The sequence below is a fragment of the Aerococcus kribbianus genome, assembly GCF_026805545.1.
Classification (GTDB): Bacteria; Bacillota; Bacilli; order Lactobacillales; family Aerococcaceae; genus Aerococcus; species Aerococcus kribbianus.
Genome location: NZ_JAPRFR010000001.1, coordinates 890615 through 914497, shown reverse-complemented (window position 1 = coordinate 914497; position 23883 = coordinate 890615). Strand labels below are relative to the sequence as shown.

The following is a 23883-nucleotide window of genomic DNA, read 5'->3' as shown; positions in this document are numbered from 1 at the left end:
ACTCATTGTATTCTCATAAATTTACATAAAATTTACATAAAATTTACAAAACTCCATAAAATTTACAATAATGCTATATGTCTTTTTACAATCTATGTTTATAATGGGAACTGTAAGCAAGAATATTGCAGACGCAAAAAAGAAGAAAAGGTGGAAAATTTAATGGAATTAGGTAAATTATCTAAATTAGTTTTAGCTTTAGGTGCTTCAGCTGCATTAGTTGCATGTGGTAACGGAGGATCTGATGACTCTGCTAATAACGGTTCTGAAGGTGGAGACAGTGCTGAAACTGCTGCAGTAAGCGGTCCTATCTCTGTTATTTCTCGTGAAGAAGGTTCTGGTACACGTGATGCCTTTACTGAAATCACTGGTGTTGCTGAAGATGACACAGATAACACTGTTGACACAGCAACTATCCAAAACGGTACTGACCAAGTAATCACTTCCGTATCTGGTGACCCAAATTCAATTGGCTATATTTCATTAGGTTCTTTAAATGACAGTGTAAAAGCTGTTAAAGTTGACGGTACAGAAGCCACTGAAGAAAACGTTGCTAACGACGAATACTCTCTAGCTCGTCCATTCAACATCGTTTACCAAGGTGAATTAGAAGGCGTAACTAAAGACTTCCACGACTTCATCTTCTCTAAAGATGGCCAAGACATCGCTTTAGACCAAGGTTATGTTCCAGTTGACTCTGAAGCTGAAGCTTATGAAGGTGATGGCTCTCAATCTGGTGAAATCAACATTGTTGGTTCAACTTCAGTAGCGCCTGTAATGGAAGCTATGGCTGAAAAATACATGGAATTAAATCCAGAAGTTAACATTTCAATCACTGCTAATGGTTCTTCTGCTGGTGTTCAAGCTGCTATCGACGGAACTGCTCAATTAGGTATGGCTTCACGTGAACTTAAAGAAGAAGAATCTTCAGAAGTTACTGGTGAAGCAATCGCTAAAGATGGTATCGCAGTAGTTGTTAACACTGAAAATGGTGTTGAAGACTTAACTATGGACCAAATCAAACAAATCTTCACTGGTGAAATTACTGAATGGGAAGAAGTTCAATAATTTCAAACTAAGCTGACGATGAAATATGCTGCTACCTAATCTTAGTAGCAGCATATTTTTAATGTTAAGCGTGTCTTGACCGGATCTCCTAACCTTAGGAGGTAAAAAGAAAAAGGGAGAGGACTTATGAATAGTAATAAAGCTATGGAAACTACCATGAAATGGGTATTTCTTATTTCAGCTGCGACTTCAATTCTTGCTCTAGCAGCAATTTGTTATTTCATCTTTGCTCGGGGGATTCCATTTATTGCCGGATATGGATTCACCGATTTCTTATTTGGCGAAAAATGGGCGCCAACTTCAGGCACTTATGGTATTGCCCCAATGATTGTTGGGTCACTTTATATGACGCTTATTGCCGTTGTTTTAGGTGTGCCAACCGGTGTATTTACTGCGGTATTTATGGCGTTCTATTGCCCACCCAAATTACATAAAATTTTAAAACCAGCTGTTAACCTTATGGCCGGAATTCCTTCCATCGTGTTTGGTTACTTTGGTTTAGTGGTATTGGTACCAGCTATTCGTGACTTTGCACGTTCAATGCGAATTGCTTCCAATGGGATGTCAATTTTAACTGCAGGAATTATCTTAGCCATTATGATTTTACCAACTATTATTTCAATGTCTGAGTCATCATTACGAGCCGTACCGAAAACTTACTACCAAGCGTCTGTTGGTTTAGGAGCGACGCATGACCGTACCGCTTATCGGATTATGGTACCGGCTGCGCGGTCAGGGATTCTAGCATCTATTATCTTAGGTATTGGCCGGGCTATCGGTGAAACCATGGCGGTAATCATGGTTGCTGGTAACCAAGCAATCTTCCCGCGTGGTTTATTCTACGGAGCACGTACTATGACAGCCAACATTGTGCTTGAGATGGCCTATGCTTCAGGAGAACACCAAAATGCCTTGATCGCAACTGGTGCGGTCTTATTCGTTTTTATCTTGATTATTAATTCTATCTTTGCCATTGTGAAACGTCAGGGGGTTAAATAATGGATAAAGTATTACGTGGATTAACCTATTTCTTCGCCCTTGTCACATTTGGATCATTGGCCTACCTTTTAGTTTATATCCTGGTAACTGGTATCCCTAATCTAAGTCCAGAATTATTTGAGTGGAAATACACTACCCAAAACGTATCCATGATGCCTGCAATCATTACCACCTTCTACTTGGTAGCTGGATCATTATTAATTGCTGTGCCTTTAGGTGTTTTTGCCGGCTTCTACTTGGTTGAATACGCTGGAAAAAATAACCGTTGGGTAGAAATGATTCGGATTGCGACTGATACCTTGACTGGTGTGCCATCAATCGTATTTGGTTTGTTTGGTATGTTAGCCTTTGTTACAGCTGCTGGATTCCAATATTCCTTGATTTCTGGTATCCTTACTTCTGCTATTATGGTTTTACCCTTGGTAATCCGTAACACGGAAGAAGCTTTGATGTCAGTTAATGATAGCCTACGTCAAGCCAGTTTTGGCTTAGGTGCAGGTAAGTTACGGACAATTTTTGTCATTGTGTTACCAGTCGCTATGCCAGGTATCTTATCTGGTGTTATCTTAGCTATTGGACGGATTGTTGGAGAAACAGCTGCCTTGCTGTATACTTTAGGCACAGCGACATCATTACCAACTAGCCTATTCTCATCTGGTCGTACCCTAGCCTTGCATATGTATGTGCTATCTAGTGAAGGGTTACACCGTGACCAAGCCAATGCAACTGCGGTTGTCTTACTATTAGTTGTCTTATTAATTAATGGTCTCTCTACTTGGTTATCTGGTCGCTTTTCTAAAGGAGGACAAAAGTAAATGGAAACGAATCCCAAAAACTTAAATGTTAAAATGCAAGCCAAAAATATGGCTTTAAACTACGGAAACTTCCGTGCCTTAGAAGATATCGACATGGATATCTATGAAAAACAAGTCACTGCCTTGATTGGTCCTTCAGGTTCTGGGAAGTCAACTTTTCTTAAGAGTTTGAACCGGATGAATGACCTAGTTGAAGGGTGTAAGATCACTGGTGAAATTAGCCTAGAAGGCAAAAATATTTATGGCAAGAATATTGATGTCAATGAATTGCGTAAAAATGTCGGAATGGTTTTCCAACAACCAAACCCATTCCCAATGTCTATCTATGATAATGTGGCTTACGGTCCTCGGACTCACGGTATTAAAGACAAGAAAAAATTGGATGAATTGGTTGAACAATCCTTGAAGGGTGCTGCCATTTGGGATGAAGTGAAAGACGATCTTAATAAAAACGGTCTAGCGGTTTCTGGTGGACAACAACAACGGATTTGTATCGCCCGTGCTTTGGCGGTTAAACCAGATGTTTTATTGATGGACGAGCCAACTTCTGCCCTTGACCCTATTTCTACTTTGAAAGTTGAAGAATTGGTTCAAGAATTACGCAAAGACTATACAATCGTTATTGTTACCCACAACATGCAACAAGCCGCCCGTGTCTCTGACTACACTGCCTTCTTCTACGCTGATCCAGCCAAGGGTGGAGGCCATTCAACAGTTATTGAATTTGGTGAAACTGATCAAATCTTTAATAACCCGAACAACGAACAAACCGCTGACTACGTTGCTGGTCGTTTCGGTTAATGATCTAAGGCTTTAGCCAAATAAATAGACAACAAAAAGGACTGATGACTTCATTAAAAAGTCATAGTCCTTTTTTTGTTGGAGTACACTATCTAAGTTTTTAAAATGGCGCATCAAATTAGAATAGGCAAATAATTTTGAAAGCCAAGTAAAAACGACTAAAATATTAGCTCATTAATTCGATTTGAAGTATGATAAGAGAGATAGCGAAGATAAGAGGAGTGAATTCAATGAGAGATGAAATCATTGTTCGCGGAGCACGATCACATAACTTAAAAGATGTTGATATTAATATACCTAAGGATCAAATGGTTGTAGTGACAGGCTTATCAGGTTCTGGTAAGTCGTCATTGGCCTTTGACACCTTATATTCTGAAGGACAACGCCGTTACGTTGAAAGTTTGTCGGCTTTTGCACGCCAATTTCTTGGTAACACGGATAAGGCTGATGTAGATTCTATTGATGGTTTGAGTCCAGCGATTTCAATTGATCAGAAAACCACTAACCGTAATCCACGGTCAACAGTGGGAACCATTACCGAAGTCAATGATTATTTGCGCTTGCTTTTTGCTCGAATTGGCCAACCGATATGCCCTAATGACGGCACACCAATTTCTAGTGAATCCATTGACCAAATGTTGGATCGAATATTAGCCTTGCCGGAGCGGACCAAGGTGCAAATTTTATCGCCAGTGGTTTATGGAAAAAAAGGACAGCACAAAAAGATTTTGGCAGGGATTCAAAAACAAGGCTACATCCGCGTCCGTATTGATGGAGAAATGTATGATATCGAAGACCTACCAGAACTGGAGAAGAATAAGAAGCATGATATTGCCATTGTAATTGACCGGATTGTCATCAAGGATGGTATTCGTCCTCGCTTAGCCGATTCATTGGAAATGGCTTTGCGCTTAGCGGATGGTTACGCCTTGTGTGATGTTATTGATGGGGAAGAAATTCTATTTTCTGAGCATTATTCTTGTCCTCATTGTGGTTTTACAGTGGGTGAACTGGAACCGCGGCTTTTCTCTTTTAATGCGCCTTTTGGGGCTTGCCCTGATTGTGATGGAATTGGCTCTAAGTTAGAGGTAGACATTGACTTGGCTGTTCCCGATCAAACGAAGACCCTAGCAGAAGGCGCTTTAGTCCCTTGGGCGTCAAAAACTTCTAATTATTACCCACAATATATGACTATGGCTGCCGAACAGTTTGGGGTGCCCTTGGATGTGCCTTTTAAAGATTTAAGCAAAGACCAACAAGATCTTATGCTTTATGGCTCTGGCGACCGGGAATTTCATTTTCATTATGAAAATAAATTTGGCAAGGTCCAAGACAAGATGACAACTTTTGAGGGTTTATTCCCTAATGTTCAACGGCGTTATCATAATACGTCTAGTCAAGCTATGGGGGAGGTCATGCGCCAATACATGACCGAATTACCTTGTCAAACGTGTCATGGCAAACGACTAAACCGACAAGCTTTGTCCGTTAAAGTAGCCGGCTATGATATTGCTGAAGTAACCAATAAACCTATTGGTAAAAATTTGGCCTTCTTCCAAGATATGGATTTGTCTGAGCAAGATAGTTTTATTGCTAAACCGATACTACGAGAATTAAATGCCCGACTCAGCTTTTTAGATGAGGTAGGCTTAGATTATTTGACTCTAGACCGGAATGCTGGCTCTTTATCTGGTGGGGAAGCCCAACGTATTCGTTTAGCTACCCAAATTGGATCTAACTTATCAGGTGTTATGTATGTCTTGGATGAACCTTCTATTGGACTTCATCAACGAGATAATGACCGTTTAATTGCTTCCTTGAAGCGGATGCGTGACTTAGGTAATACCTTGATTGTGGTAGAACATGACGAGGAAACCATGTTGCAAGCCGATTACTTGATTGATATGGGCCCAGGCGCAGGAAATGATGGTGGTCAAGTGGTTGCAGCGGGGACTCCAGACCAAGTGGCTAAAAATGATGATTCAATTACCGGCCAGTATTTATCAGGTAAACGACAAATTGCGGTTCCTGAACAACGGCGAACAGAAGACCATGGGGCTATCCATGTTGAAGGTGCTTATGCCAATAACTTGAAAGAAGTGGATGTGGACTTCCCTATCGGTCGTTTGGATGTCGTTACTGGAGTTTCGGGGTCAGGAAAATCTTCCTTAGTTAACAGTGTTTTAAAAACACAATTATTACGGCAATTAAATCGTGCTCATTTAGCTAATCCTAAGGTTAAATCAGTTTCTGGTTTTGAGAGTTTAGATAAGGTGATTGATATTGACCAAAGTCCGATTGGTCGGACACCACGTTCTAATCCTGCGACCTATACTTCGGTTTTTGACGATATTCGAGAACTCTTTGCTAAAACCAATGAAGCTCGTTTACGGGGTTATGATAAGGGTCGCTTTAGTTTCAATACCAAGGGGGGTCGTTGTGAAGCATGTAAGGGTGATGGAATTCTTAAGGTAGAAATGCATTTTCTTCCTGATGTTTTTGTTCCTTGTGAAGTTTGTCATGGAGCGCGTTATAATGCGGAAACCTTACAAGTCCATTATAAAGGCAAGAATATTGCTGAGGTCTTGAATATGCGGGTAGAAGAAGCTTTGGAATTCTTTGCTTCTGTACCCAAGATTCGACGTAAACTCCAAACGATTGTTGATGTAGGCTTAGGATATATTACCTTAGGCCAACCTGCCCCTAGCCTGTCTGGTGGTGAGGCCCAACGGATGAAACTAGCCAGTGAATTACAAAGGGTTTCAACAGGGAACACCATTTATATTTTAGATGAGCCAACGACAGGATTACATTCTGAAGATATCAAGCGATTATTAGATGTTCTTAACCGTCTAGTTGAAGCAGGAAATACGGTGATTGTCATCGAACATAACTTAGACGTCATTAAAACCGCGGATTACATTATTGATATGGGGCCAGAAGGTGGCGATGGCGGTGGCCAATTAGTAGCCAGTGGGACACCAGAAGAAGTGGCTAAAGTGAAAGGCTCTTATACCGGTCAGTATCTAAAGAAAATTTTAGCTTAATCACAGTTTAGGAAGGGTGGAGTAATGAAAATTATCCATACGGCAGATTGGCACTTAGGAAAGGTAGTCAATAATTTTCCCTTGCTTGCAGATCAAATGCAAACCCTTAATCAATGGCTAGAAGAAGTAGCCCTTTTGGCACCAGATTTAGTGATAATGGCTGGGGACCTATATGACCGGTCCTTGCCTAACCGCGAGACAGTGGCTGCCGTCAATGATTTATTGACGGCTATGGTTTCTCGTTTAACTTGTCCTATTTGCATTATTGCTGGAAACCACGATGGTGCAGAGCGCATTAATTATGCCAGTAGCCTACTTAGTCAACAAAATTTATATATGGTTGGTTTACCAAATAGTGAGCCAAGTAAGCTGACTTTAGACCAAGCTGATGTGTACTTTATCCCCTTTGCCAACCACTTGCAGTGGGCTCAGGCCTATCCTGACCAGAGCATCCACTCTATTGAAGAGGCTATCGCCACTCACATGGCGGTTATTAAACAAGACTGGAACCCTAAAAAAATGAATATCGCCATTTACCATGGTTATGTGACACCGGAAAATCAAGCCCGTGATGATCAAGGGCAATTGATTTATTCTGACTCAGAACGACCCACTGAAATTGGAACCAGTGAATACGTGCCTCATCATCTGTTTGCAGATTTTGATTATGTGGCTTTAGGTCACCTTCATGCAGCCCAGAAAGCGGGATCAGAACGAATACGCTATAGTGGGTCTCCATTGAAGTATTCTAAATCGGAAGCCAACCACCATAAGCAATATTTAGAAGTCGACTTAGAGGCAGAAAATATATTAGTGACCAGTCATGACTTCCATCCACCTCATGATTTACGGGTACTTAGAGGTAGTTTTGCCGATTTAATGCTTAATCCATCGGAAGATTATGTCTTTGTGGAGCTTACTGACCAACAGGTGGTCCATGATGGGATGAATCGTTTACGTCGGGTCTATCCTAATATTATGGGGTTAGACTATTTTAATATCCATCCGCAGTCGCCTTCAACGAATCTTGAAAAAAATATTAAGAAATTAGACCAGTTGTCAGCAGATGAGCTTTTCCAAGAGTTCTATCAGGAAGTCACTGGGCAGCCATTGAATGCTGCGCAAAGAGAGATAAGTTCAGAAATTTGGCGTGATATTGAAGGGGGCAATTAGATGCGGCCAATCATCTTAACCATGCAAGCCTTTGGACCTTACAAAGATCAAATGACTATTCAATTTCCTGGTAATGACCAAGTTACCCAAGAGTCCTTGTTCTTGATTACTGGTCCTACGGGTGCGGGAAAAACAACAATTTTTGATGCTATTGTTTTCGCTCTTTATGGACAAACATCGGGCTCTACTCGACAAATAAAAGAGTTAAAATCTGATTATGCCTCAGTTGAAGACCTTGCTTATGTGGCCTTAGATTTTATTGTTCAAGATAAAAACTATCATATTTATAGGGAGTTACCCCAGGATCGGATTAATAAGCGAGGCAAAGTCAGTGCTACTGATGGTAAATGTGAGCTTACTGGTCCTGGTGAAAATGAAATTTGGACCAAAAAAACTGAAGTCAAAGAAGTAATTGAGGAATTGATTGGACTTCAGGTGGATCAATTTCGCCAAATTGTGATGCTAGCTCAAGGGGAATTTCAAAAACTTTTACTGGCGAGCTCCAAAGAAAAAACTTTGGTCTTGCGTCACCTTTTTGCCACTGATCATCTCTTTGCCTTCCAAGATCAACTAAAGCAACGTTTGCACGATTTGAAGCAAAAATTAAGTCAACAAAGTCATCAAGTCAAGGAAAAAGCCAGAATACTAGCTGAAGCGATGCCAGAGTGGACAGCTGATCAGTTTATGGCAGCCATAGATAATGGCCAAACTAGCCTTATCAAGGAAGAGGTAGGCAATCGTCTCAACCAACTTCAAGAGAAAAGACAAAGCATTCAAACAGAAATATCGCAATTAGCCAAGCAAGCAAAACATTTGGATAAAGTAGGAGAGCTATTAAGTAAACAAGCTGAATTAGAAGCAGAAGCTAAAAAATTAAATCAGGCAAATCAATCAATTGAAGAAAAACGGAAAAAAGTTCAAGCCATCGAAGCCACTCAGACGCGTTACCAATTGTTAGTTGAACAACATGCCAGTCAAAAACGTTTGCAAACTGCCCAAACTAAATTAGAAACCTTGCACGCAGAAGGCGACGAATTAGCTAAAAAATGGACAGCTTTCAAGCGCTTAGCAGCTCAATGGGAAGAAGCCATTCAATCCTTAGATTCTAAACGTAAGCATCAACAAGATTTAGTGAGACATCTGGAAAAATGGGATCGCTACCAGAGTCTGCAAACAGAGTGGAGAAAATTGCAAAAGCAAACCCAGCGTCTTGAAGAAGACAAAGAAAATAAAGGCAATCAGCAAAAACAAGCGTCTAGTCAAATAGAAGAATTAAAGCAAGTTGTTCTAGATAATGAACAGGCTCTGCAGTCTTACCAGAATCTTACTAATCGCCAGCTGGCTTATCATGAGCGTGAAGGAGACCTGGATCGTCAGCAAGAGGCTTACAAACAATTGATTGATAGAAAAACCAGTTTACTAAATCAGGAAGAAGAGCTTCAAAAAGCTTGTCAAGACCAAGACCAACAGGCGCAAAATTATCAACAGCTCTATCAAGCCTATTTTCAAAACTTAGCAGGAGTTCTTGCCGAAGACTTAGTCCCTGGGCAAGCTTGTCCAGTTTGTGGGGCCACAGACCATCCCCAATTGGCCCATTTGTCTACTGATGACGTCAGCAAAGACCGCTTAGAAGCGGCGCAAGCAGCTAATGACCAAGCTAAAAGTCAGGTCAATCGTTTAGCCAATCAGATTGAAAGTAATCGAGAGGCTATAACTAGTTTATTAGAACAATATCACTTTGCGGATGACGCGGAGTGGGCTAGTGATTTACAAAAAAGTGCAGAAAACTTGTTAGCTGAGAAGAAAAAACTTGACCAAGACCAAGCCGAGTACCAAAGCTTACTTAACCAGGTAGACAATGATAAAAAAGACTTAAGCCAAGTTGAAAAGCAAGCGCAAGAATTAGCGACTCAGTATGAAGTGGTATCGAGTCAGCTACAAAGCACCCAAAATAGTGAAAAAGAGAAAGCAGATCAATGCCAAGATTTAGAAAAAAATCTTTATGGGGAGTCTCAAGATCAAGTCCAAGCAGAGTATGAAGAAATAAAAATTGCTATTCAATCAAGTGAAGAGAAAGCCCAGTCTTTAGATAAGGAACGGCAAAAACTGGAACAAGAAAAGATTAGCAACAAGTCCAAAAGGCAATCCCAAGAGGAGTTAATTACCAGTTTACAAGCAGAACTAGCAGACAAAGAAGCCCAGTTGGCCAAAGAAAGCAGTGACTGGTCCGACCAAGAAATTTTAACTTTACACCAAGACAGTAATCACCTATCAGAGTGGCGGCAAACAATTAACCATTATGACCAAGCTTGGTATGCTAATCAAAAAAACTTAGAAGCCAATCAGAGTGCTCTAAGTCAGTATGATTCTGACCAAGACATTAGTCAGGTCAAACAGGCAATCAGCACTCTTGAACAAAAACAAGCTGACCTACAAGAGGCTAGTGACCAAGTCTTCACTGATTTTACCCATCTTGACCAGAATTTCCAAGACTATCAAAATAGTGGGCAAGCTTATGGGGACTTGGAAAAATCTTATGGGGATTTAGAAAGTTTGGATACCGTAGCTAATGGTCGCAGTACAGCTTATGGGAAAATTCCTTTTGAGTCTTATGTTTTAGGCCGTTATTTGGACCAAATTTTAGCCTTTGCCAATGAGCGTTTGCGAGCGATGACTAATGAGCGTTATGAACTCTTACGTATTCAAGAGTATTCAGGGGGTAATGCTAGTCAAGGTCTTGATTTGGCGGTTTTCGACTACCAAACGGGGGAAGAACGGTCAGTGAATACCCTATCTGGTGGGGAAACATTTAAGGCTTCCTTGTCATTAGCTTTAGGTCTAAGTGATGTCATGCAAAATTATGCTGGCGGCATTCAAGTAGAAACGCTCTTTATTGATGAAGGCTTTGGCAGTTTGGATACGGAATCCTTACAATCAGCTGTTGCTACTTTAGTTGACCTGCAAGAAAATAGTGGTCGGTTAGTGGGGATTATTTCCCATGTAGACGAGCTCAAACAGGAGATTCCTCTTCACCTAGAAGTAAAAGCGGGTCCTCATGGGTCAAGTGCCCAATTTATTGGAGCAAACAATCCAACTTAGGCCCTATGACAGACCAAGTAAATATTGGCATAATAAGCTTATAAAAGGAGGCTAGATTATGACAACAGATAAAGAACGTATTTTAAATCTAGTAGAAGAAGGCATTATTACTGCCGAAGAAGCCAAGTTATTGTTAGCTAATCGTGGCCAAAATATAGACAACAACGGGGAAGCAGTCCTAGCAGATTTTTATGAAGAACTGGCTGGAGATGCCAATCAAAAATCATCCTTGCGTGATCAAAAATACCAATTACAAAAAGAATTAGAAGCCAAACTAGCCAAGAAATTACAGGCAGATCGTCAGTTACGTTTAGATGATGAGGAAGACGATTCTACTACTGAAATTTTAAGACAACGGTTACGAGAAGAAATTGACCAACTCAACCAACAGATTGATCAAGTTAAGGAAGAAGTTCGTGACCTAGATGCTAGTCTTGAACAGAAATCGGCAAGCAGCCAAGACCATACAGAACATGCTCAGGCCAATCAATCAACCAAAACTCAAACCGAAACTATTTTTGATCGAGCTAAAGAAGGTCTAGATACCATTAGGGATCAATTTAATCGTACAGTAGCTTTTGACAAAAAGGCTAATGGAATCCCAGTTCCGCGTGTCATTACCCATGAATATGCCAATGAGTGGACCTATCCAGGAGCAGATTTGTCGGTCATTGATCTAGATATTGCCAAGGGAAATATTAGCTTGCAAGGCTGGGATAGTGACACCATTGCGGTTGAGGTACAAGGAAAATTGTTGGGTGATTATGATGAAGAAACTCCGCTTGAAGCCTTTCTCAATCGGGCAGATTTCAGTTATGATGCGGGGAGCTTGCGGCTAAAACTCTTATCTCGTCTATTAACAAGTCATGTGCGGGTAAAGTTACCACAAAAACAATTAGACTACTTACAAGTGCATACCATTTCTGGTAAAATTCAGATTGATAAGCTTACTAGTAATGATATTTTTATTAAATCCAGTGATGGCTTGATTGAAATTAATGACATTAAAGCTCAAATGTTAGAGCTTGCTGCTAAGAATTCACCAATCACATTAAAAGACAGTCAAGTGACTGATTTGATTACTAAAAATTATAATGGCGACCAAAGAATTGTTGGTCAAGTGGCTAATGCAGAAATTCACGGACTCAACGGCAATATTCGGATGACCCTAACAGAGGCCCCTAAACGCATCGTAGTGGAAAATAAGACGGGGGATATTAAATTAAACCTCCCCGCTGAAACGCCTATTGATGGAATGGCAGCTACTAATCATGGCCAAATTCTCTTCCGTGATGAGCATTTAACCATTACCGGCTTAAAGGATGACCAACTCAATAAACAAAAACTTTTCCAATTCCAATTGGAAAATCATCCGGCACCTATTAGTTTAAAGAGTATGACGGGGAATATTTTAGTCAAGGCAGGAAAGTAAGACCCTATTAATAACACAGTGAAAAGAGGAGTGTTGAAAATGAAACGACTGCAAAAATCACAAGATAATGTCATGTTAGCTGGCGTGTGTGCAGGGATTGCTGATTACTTCGGTATTGACCCTACCATTGTTCGTTTGATTTATGTCTTACTGACCCTAGCAGGGGGTTCTGGTGTATTAATTTATATTATTTTAGCGATTGTAATGCCTTAGTAGAGAGGATTGATTTAGTATGAAAAAATTGACAAAATCCAATAATGACCGTATTATAGCAGGTGTCTGTGGAGGGTTAGCTGAATACTCTGGTGTAGATTCGGTAATTGTTCGCCTGATAACCGCCTTATTAGTACTTTCAGGTGGTACAGGGGTCTTCTTGTACATCTTAGCTGCAATTCTAATGCCAGAAGCAAAAGCAAGTAATGGAAACACTTATGGCTCTACAGATAAAAAATCACCATCTGGACGTCCTATGCACCAAGCAAAGACATCAGATGATGAGGATAAATGGAGCGACTTCTAATGTTTAAACGTTTCTTTTTAGGTTTATTTATTGATGCATTTGGTTTGATGGCCATTGCTTGGATCTTAGCCCCTAATGTTTATGTGGCGGATTTTATGTCAGCTATGCTAGTAGCTTTGCTTTTAAGTATTGTTAACTCTTTGATCCGTCCAATAGTTAGTTTGTTGGCCTTACCATTAAACATATTGACATTCGGGTTATTCCGCTTTATTGTCAACGGATTAATGTTTGCCTTAGTGGCATCTCTATTTGATAATAGTTTTGTCTTTACAAGTTTTTGGTATGCTATCCTAACTGCCGTTTTATTTGCGATTTACCACTGGGTATTTGAGAAATTTATCCAAAAAAATAATTAATTATAAACTGACCCTAATACATCATTATCAGGTGGTGTTTAGGGTCACTTTATTTGCTTTATAAAAAGACAAAGCATATATAATCTGCACTACCTGCAATGGGGGATTTACTTGTTCCAACTATATGGGCACTCGCGTAATTTTCTGTTCTTAGGTCTTTTGTCATAGTCTTTTCCTTATGTCTAGTTTGGGATCCATCCTTAAAGATGGGTTCTTTTTTGTGCTCAGAAGTCTTGTTAATGGAGAGGCATGACGGCAGGTTTTATGATAAAATGAAGAGGACTTTATGAAGGAGGGGGATTAGAAGATATGACGGATGTAACAGTTAAACAGCTTGTTGACAACTTACATTTACGAGTGATTTCTGGAGAAGATTACCTCAATCGTAACGTTGCAACAGCAGATATTTCACGTCCAGGTTTGGAGATAACAGGTTATTTTAATTATTATCCCTCTGACCGGATTCAATTATTTGGTCGCGCTGAGGCAACCTATTTAAGCAAGATGACCTCAGACGAGCGATTACTGATTATGCGTCGCTTAGCTAAGGAGGATACTCCGGTATTTGTTTTTTCCCGAGACCAATACCCGGAATACGAAGCCATTCAAGCAGCTAGTGAAAATGGTATTCCCATTTTAGGCGCCCCAACAACCACTACGCGATTGTCCTCATCTATGGCGGATTATCTCCATGGTGAATTAGCTGAACGTGAATCTAAACATGGTGTTTTTGTTGAAGTTTATGGCTTAGGGCTACTAATTATGGGAGCCTCTGGCGTTGGTAAATCAGAGGCGGCCTTAGAATTAATCAAGAATGGTCACCGTTTAGTTGCGGATGATCGAGTGGATTTCTACCAAAAAGATGAACGAACCTTACATGGGGAAGCCCCAGCAATTTTAAAAAATTTAATGGAAATCCGTGGTTTAGGGATTATTGATGTGATGACCCTTTACGGAGCGGGGGCAGTTCGTAGTGACCAAGAATTAAATCTGATTGTTCATTTGAAACGGGTAGAGAAGGGTGATCACTTTGACCGTTTAGGATCAGACCAAGAAATGGTAGATATTTTAGGAGTTAATATTCCTCGGATTACGGTCCCCGTGCAAATGGGACAAAATATTTCCAATATTATCGAAGTTGCAGCCATGAACTTTAGAGCGCGTAACATGGGCTTCAATGCGACAGAGACGTTTGAGGCTAATTTGTCTCGTTTGATTGACGAGAACAAGGGATAGGAGTTTAGCTTATGCTTAATTTTCAATCAATATTTAGTCATATAGCTGCTATTGATCCAGTGGCCTTTCGTTTCTTTGGCTGGCCAATTTATTGGTATGGCATCATTATTGGTTTGGCTATCTTCTTAGGCATTTCTTTAGCAGGGAGAGAGCTTAAGAAAAAAGGCTTTGATGAAGATATCATTCTAGATATGATGGTTTGGGCTATTCCCCTTGGTTTTTTAGGGGCCCGACTTTACTATGTCATTTTTGAGTGGGACTATTACCAGCAGAACCTCGGTGAAATCCTTGCTATTTGGAATGGAGGAATTGCCATTTATGGTGGGGTTATCGCTGGTGGTTTAACGGCTTATTTTTATGCTAAACGCCGGCAAATCAACCCCATATTTATTCTTGATGTGGCAGCGCCCTATTTGCTTTTAGCTCAAGCCATGGGACGCTGGGGTAATTTTATTAACCAAGAGGCGCATGGAGGGCCTGTGAGTGAAGATTTTCTTCGCAATACCCTTCACCTGCCCAACTTTATCGTTGAGGGGATGCATATTGATGGTGTATTCTACCAACCGACCTTCCTCTATGAATCGCTATGGAATTTCTTGGGTGTTGCGTTCTTGTTAGTTTTACGTGGCCGGGACAAGACCCTTAAATTAGGCGAAACTTCTTTGCTTTACCTGCTTTGGTATTCTTTTGGTCGCTTCTTCATCGAAGGTTTACGAACCGACAGTCTTTATATTGGGCCTCTGCGTGTGTCCCAAGTTTTAGCGGGGATATTAGTTTTATTGTCTCTCGCTCTTATCATTTACAGACGCAAGCAAGACCATACCCCCCTTCCTTACTACTCAGAAATTGAAGGTCCAGACTACCAGTAAAGGAGTAACTATGACAAAATTAAGTATTTTAGGTGCGGGTTCCTGGGGATCAGCCCTAGCGATGTTGGCAGCAGAAAACGAACATAATGTCACGCTATGGACGCATAAAACTAGCCATGCTCAAAATATGCAAACGAGTCGCCAAAATCCAGATTATTTAAAACAATTAGTTTTTCCTGATAGCATTAAGATTACTTCAGATTTAGGTGAGGCGGTAAGGGATGCTGATGTTATCGCCTTCGTTTTGCCGACACGGGCTATCCGTCAAGTTGCCACAGAACTTGCTGGGTTAAACGGCTTTACTAGTCGAAATCACTTGCCTATTATCATGCACGCTTCTAAGGGCTTAGAGCAAGGCAGTCATTATCGCATCAGTGAGGTCTTGTTAGATGTGTTAGGTGATATTTTTCCTGACAAAGAGTTGCCTATAGTGGCCTTGTCTGGTCCAAGTCATGCTGAAGAAGTGGTTAACCATGACATTACTGCTATAACAGCTGCATCTAGTAATTTGCAGGCAGCCCAAACTATTCAAGATATTTTTACCAATCATTATTTTCGTGTTTATACCAATAAAGACATTGTAGGGGTCGAATTAGGTGGTGCCTTGAAAAATATAATTGCCTTGGGTGCTGGTATATTAGCTGGCCTCTCCTATGGTGACAATGCTAAGGCTGCCTTAATCACCCGTGGCCTTGCAGAGATTACCCGTTTGGGTCGAAGGATGGGAGCTGATCCTATGACTTATTTAGGCTTGAGTGGCGTAGGTGATCTGGTTGTCACAGCGACATCGCCCCATTCGCGTAATTGGCAAGCTGGCTATCAAATTGGACAGGGGAAGTCTCCGCAAGCTGTTGAAGCAGACATGAATATGGTTGTTGAAGGGATGGCAACGACGCTTGCCTGCTATGAAATTGCCCAAGAATTAGAAGTTGATATGCCAATCACAAGAGCAATTTATCAGGTGATTGCGCAGGGACAGGCGGTTGACCAGGTAATTAATGATTTAATGCAAAGAGATAAAAAGGGTGAAATTTACTTTGCCCAAAGTCAAATTGACCAAGGATTTATTCACGATAAGGAGTATTAAAATGAAAAAAGTTAGAAAAGCGGTTATTCCTGCTGCTGGATTAGGAACGCGTTTCCTGCCAGCTACCAAAGCCATGGCCAAGGAAATGTTGCCAATTGTTGATAAACCCACCATTCAATTCATTGTGGAAGAAGCCTTAGCATCAGGTATTGAAGATATTTTAATTATCACTGGAAAGAGCAAGCGTCCTATTGAAGATCACTTTGATTCTCATTTGGAGTTGGAAGCCAACCTTGAAGCCAAGGGCCAACATGACCTCTTAGAAGAAATCAAAGATACGGTTGGTTTAAACCTCTTTTTTAAACGGCAATCTTATCCTAAAGGCTTAGGCGATGCAGTTTTACAAGCCAAAGCCTTTGTAGGTGACGAGCCCTTTGTGGTTATGTTAGGGGACGATTTAATGGTTGATGAAGTGCCTCTAACTAAACAATTAATTAATGCCTATGAAGAAACCCACGCTTCTAATATTGCTGTTATGCCAGTACCTAAGGATCAAACCGATAAATATGGGGTGATTGATCCGGAAGCCAAGTATTCTGATGAAATTTATAATGTTCGCCGGTTTGTGGAAAAACCGCAACCTGAAGATGCACCAAGTAATTTGGCTATTATTGGGCGTTATCTATTAACCCCAGAAATTTTTGAACTCTTGGAAACCCAAGAACGGGGAGCAGGAAACGAAGTGCAATTAACTGATGCTATTGACCGTTTAAACAAAACTCAACGTGTTTTTGCTAAAATTTTTAATGGGAAACGTTACGATGTTGGGAATAAGTTAGGTTACATGGAGACTATTATCGAATATGGCTTGACACATCCTGATATCAAAAATGATCTTAAAGAGTATCTTCTTTCTATAGAAAGTGACCTAGGCTAAGCAGGAAAGATTACTTTTCCTATAAAAGCTGTTATCATAGCTAAGAAAATGAAAGGGGACTTTAATATGACTACTACTGATTACGATGTCATTGTCATCGGTTCTGGTCCCGCCGGAATGACTGCTGCGCTATATGCGTCACGAGCTAATCTCTCCGTTTTGCTATTAGAACGAGGAGTACCAGGTGGGGAATTAATTAATACCGCAGATGTTGAAAATTATCCGGGTTTCACCAGTATACAAGGACCAGACCTAGCGAATAAAATGTATGAGAGTGCTGTTCAATTTGGTGTGGAATATGCTTATGGTTTAGTCCAAAGCATTGAAAGTCAAGAGAATGTGCACATGGTAAAAGCAGATAGTGAAACTTATAGTGCTTATGCAGTGGTAATTGCCACTGGTTCTGTTCACCGTCATCTCAACGTACCAGGTGAAGAGGAGTATGCTGGTCGGGGTGTCTCTTACTGTGCAGTGTGTGACGGCGCTTTCTTCCGTGATAAGTCACTTAAGGTGATTGGTGGTGGCGATTCTGCTGTTGAAGAAGGCACTTATCTCACCCAGTTTGCTGATCAAGTGAACATTATCCACCGTCGTGATCAATTGCGAGCACAACAAATTTTACAGAATCGTGCCAAAGAAAATGATAAGGTGGACTTCACTTGGGATTGCGTGGTTAAGGAAATCCAAGGTGACGGAACAAAGGTAACTGGCCTCGTATTAGAGAATACAAAAACAGGAGAAACTAGCCAAACTGACACTGATGGTGTTTTTATTTATGTCGGCTTACTACCAAACACCGAAGCTTTCCAGAACCTTGGAATCACAGATGCTGAGGGCTGGATTGAAACGGATGAGAATATGCACACTAAGATTCCAGGTATTTTTGCCGTTGGTGATGTTCGAGCCAAAAAATTACGACAAATTTCAACAGCTGTCGGTGATGGTGGAATTGGTGGCCAAGAAGCCTATAATTATGTGGAAGCAATTAGGGGATAATTAGATTTTACTAATAAATGAATAAACAATTAGAGGAATAAGCTGGAGAAACTTCCAGCTTTTTTTCTTGCTTAAATTTGATACAATAGACCTAATCATTAGAGAATAGGAGTGGGCTTATGACTTGGCAAAGTAATTATGAAATGTGGAAGAATTTTTCTGATCTTGATACTAATTTAGCAAAAGAATTGGAAGAATTACAGGGAGATGAGGAAGCTTTGGCGGATGCCTTCTACCAACCCCTAGCCTTCGGAACAGCCGGAATGCGTGGCGTGATTGGAGCGGGTATTAATCGGATGAATCGTTATACAGTTCGTCAGGCCAGTGAAGGTTTGGCTGAATTAATTATGTCTTATGGTCAAGATGCCATAGATCGTGGTGTGGTGATTGCTTATGACTCCCGCCACTATTCACCAGAATTTGCTTTGGAAGCGGCTTTGACCCTAGCTAACCATGGTATCAAAGCTTATGTCTTTGAGAGCTTACGACCAACACCAGAGCTGTCTTTTGCAGTACGTGAGTTAGGTACCTTTGCTGGTATTATGATAACTGCCAGCCATAACCCACCTGAATACAACGGATATAAGGTTTACGGCCAAGATGGGGGCCAAATGCCGCCTAAGGATGCGGATGCTTTAACCCAATATGTTCAAGCAGTAGCTAATCCTTTGACAGTTTCTGTAGCTGACCAAGACCAGGCGTTAGCACAAGGATTATTGGAATTTATTGGTGAAGCTATTGATAAAAAATATTTAGCAGCTATGGAATCAGTCACAATTGATCCTGATTTGATTCAGTCTGTTGGTAATGAGGTCAAAATTGTTTATACTCCTCTTCACGGAACAGGTCAAATGTTAGTGGAATCTGCCTTAGAACAAGCAGGATTTACGGAAACCATTTATGTGGCTGAACAAAAAGAACCCGATGCTGATTTTTCCACGGTGAAATCGCCTAACCCTGAAGAAGCCGAAGCTTTTAATGTGGCAGAGACTTATGGGGAAAAATATCAGGCAGACATCTTAATTGCTACAGACCCAGATGCTGATCGGATGGGAGCAAGTGTCCGCTTACCAGATGGCAGCTATCAAGTAATTACTGGTAACCAGATTGCTGCCTTGATGACCTACTATATACTCAAGACTAAGGCAGACAAGGATAATCTTCCTGAGCATGGGGTTATCCTTAAATCTATTGTATCTAGTGAATTACCAGCAGTGATTGCTGCATCTTTTGATATTGAGACGATTGATGTTTTGACAGGCTTCAAATTTATTGCGGAACAAATTAAGAGATTTGAAGCAGACCATAGCCATGAATTTCTTTTTGGTTTTGAAGAAAGCTATGGTTATTTGGTGGAAGCCTTTGTTAGAGACAAGGATGCTGTACAAGCCACTCTATTATTAGCGGAGCTTGCTGCCTACTATAAGGCCCAAGGAAAAACTGTTTATGATGGGTTAATTGAGCTCTTTGAAACGTATGGCTACTATAAAGAAGCCACCATTGCAGTAAAAAAACCAGGGCAAGCCGGTGCTCAGGAAATTCAACAATTGATGGCTGATTTACGGGAGCAACCTCTGACAGAGATTGCTGGTGTCCCAGTGGAAAAACGTGAAGATTACCAAACTTTACAACGACATTTCGCTAATGGCGACCAAGAAGACATGACCTTTGCACAGGCCAATGTTTTGAAATATTACTTGACTGATAAGACTTGGATTGCTATTCGCCCAAGCGGGACAGAACCTAAGATTAAGTTCTATATTGGTGCTAATGATTCTAGCCAGGAAGCTGTTGATAAGAAGCTAGCCGCCTTTCAAGCTGCCATTGAAGAGCTAAGCCAATAATAATTAAGGATGAAGGAAAGTTAGGGGATAAGCATGAATAGTGATAATTTAAATTTAGTGGTCATTACTGGGATGAGTGGGGCAGGTAAAACGGTTGCCATGCAATCCTTTGAAGATATGGGATATTTCTGTGTCGATAATATGCCACCTTCTTTGCTCCCTAAATTTTGGGAATTAATTAAAGACAGTGGTAAAATCACTAAAATTTGCTTGGTGATTGACCTACGCTCACGTGACTTCTTTGATGAGTTAGTTACTGTGATTCAAAATATGGATAATACTAATATGATTAAAATGTCAGTGGTTTATTTAGAGGCTTCTGACTCAGAATTAGTGTCTCGTTACAAGGAAACGCGACGTAGTCATCCCTTGCAACAAAGTGGCGGTTCAGTTTTAACAGGTATTCAAAAAGAACGGGCTCACCTTCAAGATATTCGCCAAAAAGCGCATTTAATTATCGATACGTCAACTATCTCTCCACGAGAATTACGGGAAGAGCTAACCCGTGAATTTAAACAAGATGATGACCATGGTTTCTTTGTTGAGGTCTTATCTTTTGGCTTCAAATATGGCATTCCTATTGATTGTGATGTGGTGATGGATGTTCGTTTCTTACCCAATCCACATTATATTTCTGATTTGCGTCCTTTAACAGGTCTCGATAAGCCAGTCTATGATTATGTCATGGCCCAAGAAGATACCGAAAAGTTTTATGCGAAATTCACTAATTTAATCGACTTTACCTTGCCTCTCTACCAAAAAGAAGGCAAGAGTTCAGTGACGATTGGTATTGGCTGTACTGGAGGCCAACATCGGTCAATTGCCCTAGCTGAGCGTATTGGTAAACATATTTCTAGCATGGGTTATAAAACGAATATCAGCCACCGTGACCGTTTCAAAAAGAAAGAGGCGGTGAATCGGTCATGATAAGCACCCAAAATAAGTTTGACTACAGGCAACCCAAAGTGACTGTGATTGGGGGTGGCACAGGCTTGCCTATCTTGCTGTCGGGACTAAAGGAAGCCAAATGTGATGTGTCAGCGGTGGTCACTGTTGCTGATGATGGAGGATCATCGGGTTCACTAAGGACCTCACTCAATACCATCCCTCCTGGAGATATTCGTAACTGTCTAGTGGCCTTGTCTGACGCCAAGCAAATTTATAAGGATATTTTTCAATACCGTTTTGCCCCTGAGGATAATGAATTTTCTGGTCATGCCATTGGAAACTTGATCATTGCTGCTTTAGCGGAAATGCGTGGCGATGTCCACCATGCTTTGAAGCTGCTGCAGGTAATGATGGCTATTCATGGTCAAGTTTTACCAGCTTGTCCTTATCCGCTAGTTTTACAGGCTCATTATGCAGATGGGAGCATGATTGAAGGAGAGACACGCATTGTAGCCGAGAAACGTCCTATTGATTGTGTATCAGTAAGGGTCGCCAATCCTGATAAACGCCCAGACGCCCAGCCAACAGCTGGAAATAATGTGGTTAAGGCCATTATGGAAGCAGACATCGTGGTTTTAGGGCCGGGATCCTTGTATACCTCTATTCTACCTAATGTAGTTATCGAGGAAATTCGGCAGGCTTTACTTGACACGCCCGCTAAAGTTGTCTATATTTGTAATATTATGACGCAATTAGGGGAAACTGAACATTTTACTGATGCGGATCATTTACGCGTGATTAATGAGCATCTGCAAGCTAAAGCAGTGGACTACGCCCTAATTAATAAAACAACAGTGCCCTATGAATATATTGAAAGTAAGGAAACGCCAGAATACTTGGTTCAAGTGGTCCATGATAAGCAAGGCTTGCTTAAAGAAAAAACTAAAATTATTGGTGCTGATTTTTTGAATTTAAAAGAATCAGGCGTTTACCATGACCAACGCAAGTTAGTGGCCGAAATACTGAAAATTTATCGTGGGGACTATTAATTATTATCAAAGGAAGAGGTGAGGGTGATGGCTTCATTTGCAGGGGATGTAAAGAAAGAGCTCACCCAAATCACAGTTGACTTTGAACACGGCAAGTCTGAATTAGCTGCTATTATTCGTATGAATGGTTCTGTGTCAATGGTCAATAAGGCAGTGATTTTAAATATTCAAACTGAAAATGCCGCAATTGCTCGGCGCATATACTCCTTACTCAAGGAGCATTTTCATACAGTGAGTGAGCTGGTAGTTCGTCGCAAGATGAAACTTAAGAAGAATAATGTCTATGTGGTTCGCGTTAGTCATAATGCCTTATCTTTGTTAAAAGAATTAGAAATCATGGATGAGGTTTTTATCACGGCTAATATTTCCCCCAAAATTATGAATTCTGAACAAAGAAGTCGGTCCTACTTGCGGGGGGCATTCTTGGCTGGCGGATCAGTAAATAATCCTGAGAAAAGTGCTTATCACTTAGAAATTTATTCTGCTGACCAAGAACATAACCAAGATATCGTCACTATGATGACTAGCTTTGGTCTCAAGGGCAAAGCAATCCCGCGTCGCAATGGTTATATTGCCTATATTAAAGAAGCAGAAAAAATCGCTGATTTCTTAGCAGTCATTGGTGCCTATAATGCCCGATTACGTTTTGAAGATATTCGTATTATGCGTGATATGCGCAATTCAGTGAATCGGATTGTAAACTGTGAAAGTGCAAATCTTAGTAAAACAGTCTCCGCTGCTAGTAAACAAATCGCTAATATTGAACTTATTCAAAATGTGGTAGGATTAGGCGAGTTACCTGATAAATTACAGGAAGTGGCGCAAGTAAGATTGGATAATCCTGAAGTTTCACTCAAGGAATTAGGCGAATTGGTACCCTCAGGACCAGTATCCAAATCAGGAATGAATCATCGTTTCCGTAAAATTAATACTTATGCTGACAAGTTACGTGCTAGTAGAATGTAACTAAAGTGAGAGTGCGACAAAAGAGGATGAGCTAAAAGTCTCATCCTTTTTTTGTTGACAAAGAGTAGAAAACCCCCTATACTAGCTTAGTAAATCGTAACAGTTACGTTTTGAAGATGCTAGTAAATAGTATGGAAAGTAGGGGTGGATGATGAAGCTTAAACCGAAAAAATTAGGGCTTTTCCTAGCAATTGTGATAGCAATCTTAGTTATCGGAGGAGGTGGGTATGGCCTTTATAAACAAAATCAGTCCAAATTAGCGACTGAGACAGAATCTTCCAGTGGTATTGCTTATATTGAAGACGCTAGTAGTGGCGATAATGAGTCCCAGGATCAAACAAATAATGAGGTAGCTAGTCAAGAAGAGCAAACGGCTGATCTTAATGCGCAAGAAGGTATCGATGCAGAAGAAATTGTTGTAAAAATTACTGACCAGGGCTATGTGACTTCACATGGCGACCATTACCATTTCTATAATGGCAAGCTTCCAAGCGATGCTTTGATTTCTGATACTTTGTTGCTAGCCCGTAGTGATTATGAATTCGATGAGGCAGATAAGGTATCTGACCACGACGAAGGCTATGTGGTTAAAGTTGGTGATGACTATGGGTTTTATCTTAAAGATGAAAACCAGGCTGATCTAGTACGCCATTTAGATGAAAATCAAGCTGTCGCAAATGAGTAAAACTAACACAAGAAAAGTAAGAGGCTGGGGAAGGACCCAGCCTCTTTGCTTTATACAAGTATCTACCTATTTTCGG

At 40.7% G+C, this 23883-nt stretch carries 21 protein-coding genes; all 21 read left to right on the top strand.

The genetic code is table 11. The annotated features are described in order from the left end of the window. Positions 1–162 precede the first annotated feature (162 nt). The 21 genes from OW157_RS04265 to OW157_RS04165 all read left to right on the top strand — a co-directional run bounded on the left by OW157_RS04265 (position 163) and on the right by OW157_RS04165 (position 23807). Positions 163–1068 carry a substrate-binding domain-containing protein gene (locus tag OW157_RS04265; protein ID WP_268752095.1) on the top strand — a complete coding sequence of 302 codons (906 nt, stop codon included), beginning with the start codon at positions 163–165 and terminating at the stop codon, positions 1066–1068. 126 nt (positions 1069–1194) lie between these two features. Then, positions 1195–2067, top strand: a complete 873-nt coding sequence (pstC, locus tag OW157_RS04260; RefSeq protein ID WP_268752094.1) for a phosphate ABC transporter permease subunit PstC — start codon at positions 1195–1197, stop codon at positions 2065–2067. Then, positions 2067–2882, top strand: coding sequence for a phosphate ABC transporter permease PstA (pstA, locus tag OW157_RS04255; protein ID WP_268752093.1), 816 nt, complete (start codon positions 2067–2069; stop codon positions 2880–2882). The genes pstC and pstA overlap by 1 nt, the downstream gene beginning before the upstream one ends. 33 nt (positions 2883–2915) lie before the next feature. After that, positions 2916–3683 (top strand): phosphate ABC transporter ATP-binding protein PstB, encoded by a 768-nt coding sequence (pstB, locus tag OW157_RS04250; RefSeq protein WP_268752250.1) that lies wholly within the window; start codon positions 2916–2918, stop codon positions 3681–3683. A 230-nt stretch (positions 3684–3913) separates the two neighbouring features. Further along, on the top strand, positions 3914–6730 hold the full coding sequence (gene uvrA, locus OW157_RS04245; protein WP_268752092.1) for an excinuclease ABC subunit UvrA: 2817 nt from the start codon (positions 3914–3916) through the stop codon (positions 6728–6730). 24 nt (positions 6731–6754) lie between these two features. Then, positions 6755–7903, top strand: a complete 1149-nt coding sequence (locus tag OW157_RS04240; RefSeq protein WP_268752091.1) for an exonuclease SbcCD subunit D — start codon at positions 6755–6757, stop codon at positions 7901–7903. Then, positions 7904–11002: an AAA family ATPase gene (locus OW157_RS04235; RefSeq protein WP_268752090.1), complete on the top strand. Its 3099-nt coding sequence runs from the start codon at positions 7904–7906 to the stop codon at positions 11000–11002. Positions 11003–11060: 58 nt separating this feature from the next. Beyond that, complete coding sequence (locus OW157_RS04230) at positions 11061–12434, top strand: DUF4097 family beta strand repeat-containing protein (RefSeq protein ID WP_268752089.1); 1374 nt, start codon at positions 11061–11063, stop codon at positions 12432–12434. A 39-nt stretch (positions 12435–12473) separates the two neighbouring features. After that, a complete protein-coding gene (locus OW157_RS04225) occupies positions 12474–12647 on the top strand; it encodes a PspC domain-containing protein (RefSeq protein ID WP_417882741.1) in 174 nt (57 codons plus the stop codon). A gap of 28 nt (positions 12648–12675) precedes the next feature. Beyond that, entirely contained in the window at positions 12676–12954 is a 279-nt protein-coding gene (locus OW157_RS04220; RefSeq protein WP_268752088.1) for a PspC domain-containing protein, read from the top strand. Then, the gene (locus tag OW157_RS04215; protein ID WP_268752087.1) at positions 12954–13310 is read left to right on the top strand and encodes a phage holin family protein; all 357 of its coding nucleotides are present in this window, start codon (positions 12954–12956) and stop codon (positions 13308–13310) included. The genes OW157_RS04220 and OW157_RS04215 overlap by 1 nt, the downstream gene beginning before the upstream one ends. A 309-nt stretch (positions 13311–13619) precedes the next feature. After that, positions 13620–14546, top strand: coding sequence for an HPr(Ser) kinase/phosphatase (gene hprK / locus OW157_RS04210; RefSeq protein ID WP_268752086.1), 927 nt, complete (start codon positions 13620–13622; stop codon positions 14544–14546). Positions 14547–14557: 11 nt separating this feature from the next. Further along, positions 14558–15415 carry a prolipoprotein diacylglyceryl transferase gene (gene lgt / locus OW157_RS04205; protein WP_268752085.1) on the top strand — a complete coding sequence of 286 codons (858 nt, stop codon included), beginning with the start codon at positions 14558–14560 and terminating at the stop codon, positions 15413–15415. 10 nt (positions 15416–15425) lie between these two features. Then, a complete protein-coding gene (locus tag OW157_RS04200) occupies positions 15426–16502 on the top strand; it encodes an NAD(P)H-dependent glycerol-3-phosphate dehydrogenase (protein ID WP_268752084.1) in 1077 nt (358 codons plus the stop codon). A gap of 1 nt (position 16503) precedes the next feature. After that, a complete protein-coding gene (galU, locus tag OW157_RS04195; RefSeq protein ID WP_268752083.1) occupies positions 16504–17379 on the top strand; it encodes a UTP--glucose-1-phosphate uridylyltransferase GalU in 876 nt (291 codons plus the stop codon). A gap of 66 nt (positions 17380–17445) precedes the next feature. Then, positions 17446–18375 carry a thioredoxin-disulfide reductase gene (trxB, locus tag OW157_RS04190; protein ID WP_268752082.1) on the top strand — a complete coding sequence of 310 codons (930 nt, stop codon included), beginning with the start codon at positions 17446–17448 and terminating at the stop codon, positions 18373–18375. A 119-nt stretch (positions 18376–18494) separates the two neighbouring features. Then, positions 18495–20219 (top strand): phospho-sugar mutase, encoded by a 1725-nt coding sequence (locus tag OW157_RS04185; RefSeq protein WP_268752081.1) that lies wholly within the window; start codon positions 18495–18497, stop codon positions 20217–20219. A gap of 33 nt (positions 20220–20252) precedes the next feature. Continuing rightward, positions 20253–21146 (top strand): RNase adapter RapZ, encoded by an 894-nt coding sequence (rapZ, locus tag OW157_RS04180; RefSeq protein WP_268752080.1) that lies wholly within the window; start codon positions 20253–20255, stop codon positions 21144–21146. After that, positions 21143–22156, top strand: a complete 1014-nt coding sequence (locus OW157_RS04175) for a gluconeogenesis factor YvcK family protein (RefSeq protein WP_268752079.1) — start codon at positions 21143–21145, stop codon at positions 22154–22156. The genes rapZ and OW157_RS04175 overlap by 4 nt, the downstream gene beginning before the upstream one ends. Positions 22157–22183: 27 nt before the next feature. Then, a complete protein-coding gene (whiA, locus tag OW157_RS04170; protein ID WP_268752078.1) occupies positions 22184–23122 on the top strand; it encodes a DNA-binding protein WhiA in 939 nt (312 codons plus the stop codon). A 148-nt stretch (positions 23123–23270) separates the two neighbouring features. After that, positions 23271–23807: a pneumococcal-type histidine triad protein gene (locus OW157_RS04165; protein ID WP_268752077.1), complete on the top strand. Its 537-nt coding sequence runs from the start codon at positions 23271–23273 to the stop codon at positions 23805–23807. Positions 23808–23883 lie beyond the last annotated feature (76 nt).

Coding starts and splice junctions, on each gene's coding strand:
- galU (WP_268752083.1), top strand. CDS start 16,504: ATGAAAAAAGTTAGAAAAGCGGTTATTCCTGCTGCTGGATTAGGAACG.
- pstB (WP_268752250.1), top strand. CDS start 2,916: ATGCAAGCCAAAAATATGGCTTTAAACTACGGAAACTTCCGTGCCTTA.
- whiA (WP_268752078.1), top strand. CDS start 22,184: ATGGCTTCATTTGCAGGGGATGTAAAGAAAGAGCTCACCCAAATCACA.
- OW157_RS04175 (WP_268752079.1), top strand. CDS start 21,143: ATGATAAGCACCCAAAATAAGTTTGACTACAGGCAACCCAAAGTGACT.
- OW157_RS04230 (WP_268752089.1), top strand. CDS start 11,061: ATGACAACAGATAAAGAACGTATTTTAAATCTAGTAGAAGAAGGCATT.
- OW157_RS04200 (WP_268752084.1), top strand. CDS start 15,426: ATGACAAAATTAAGTATTTTAGGTGCGGGTTCCTGGGGATCAGCCCTA.
- rapZ (WP_268752080.1), top strand. CDS start 20,253: ATGAATAGTGATAATTTAAATTTAGTGGTCATTACTGGGATGAGTGGG.
- lgt (WP_268752085.1), top strand. CDS start 14,558: ATGCTTAATTTTCAATCAATATTTAGTCATATAGCTGCTATTGATCCA.
- uvrA (WP_268752092.1), top strand. CDS start 3,914: ATGAGAGATGAAATCATTGTTCGCGGAGCACGATCACATAACTTAAAA.
- trxB (WP_268752082.1), top strand. CDS start 17,446: ATGACTACTACTGATTACGATGTCATTGTCATCGGTTCTGGTCCCGCC.
- OW157_RS04185 (WP_268752081.1), top strand. CDS start 18,495: ATGACTTGGCAAAGTAATTATGAAATGTGGAAGAATTTTTCTGATCTT.
- OW157_RS04225 (WP_417882741.1), top strand. CDS start 12,474: ATGAAACGACTGCAAAAATCACAAGATAATGTCATGTTAGCTGGCGTG.
- OW157_RS04235 (WP_268752090.1), top strand. CDS start 7,904: ATGCGGCCAATCATCTTAACCATGCAAGCCTTTGGACCTTACAAAGAT.
- OW157_RS04165 (WP_268752077.1), top strand. CDS start 23,271: ATGATGAAGCTTAAACCGAAAAAATTAGGGCTTTTCCTAGCAATTGTG.
- pstC (WP_268752094.1), top strand. CDS start 1,195: ATGAATAGTAATAAAGCTATGGAAACTACCATGAAATGGGTATTTCTT.
- OW157_RS04265 (WP_268752095.1), top strand. CDS start 163: ATGGAATTAGGTAAATTATCTAAATTAGTTTTAGCTTTAGGTGCTTCA.
- OW157_RS04215 (WP_268752087.1), top strand. CDS start 12,954: ATGTTTAAACGTTTCTTTTTAGGTTTATTTATTGATGCATTTGGTTTG.
- hprK (WP_268752086.1), top strand. CDS start 13,620: ATGACGGATGTAACAGTTAAACAGCTTGTTGACAACTTACATTTACGA.
- pstA (WP_268752093.1), top strand. CDS start 2,067: ATGGATAAAGTATTACGTGGATTAACCTATTTCTTCGCCCTTGTCACA.
- OW157_RS04240 (WP_268752091.1), top strand. CDS start 6,755: ATGAAAATTATCCATACGGCAGATTGGCACTTAGGAAAGGTAGTCAAT.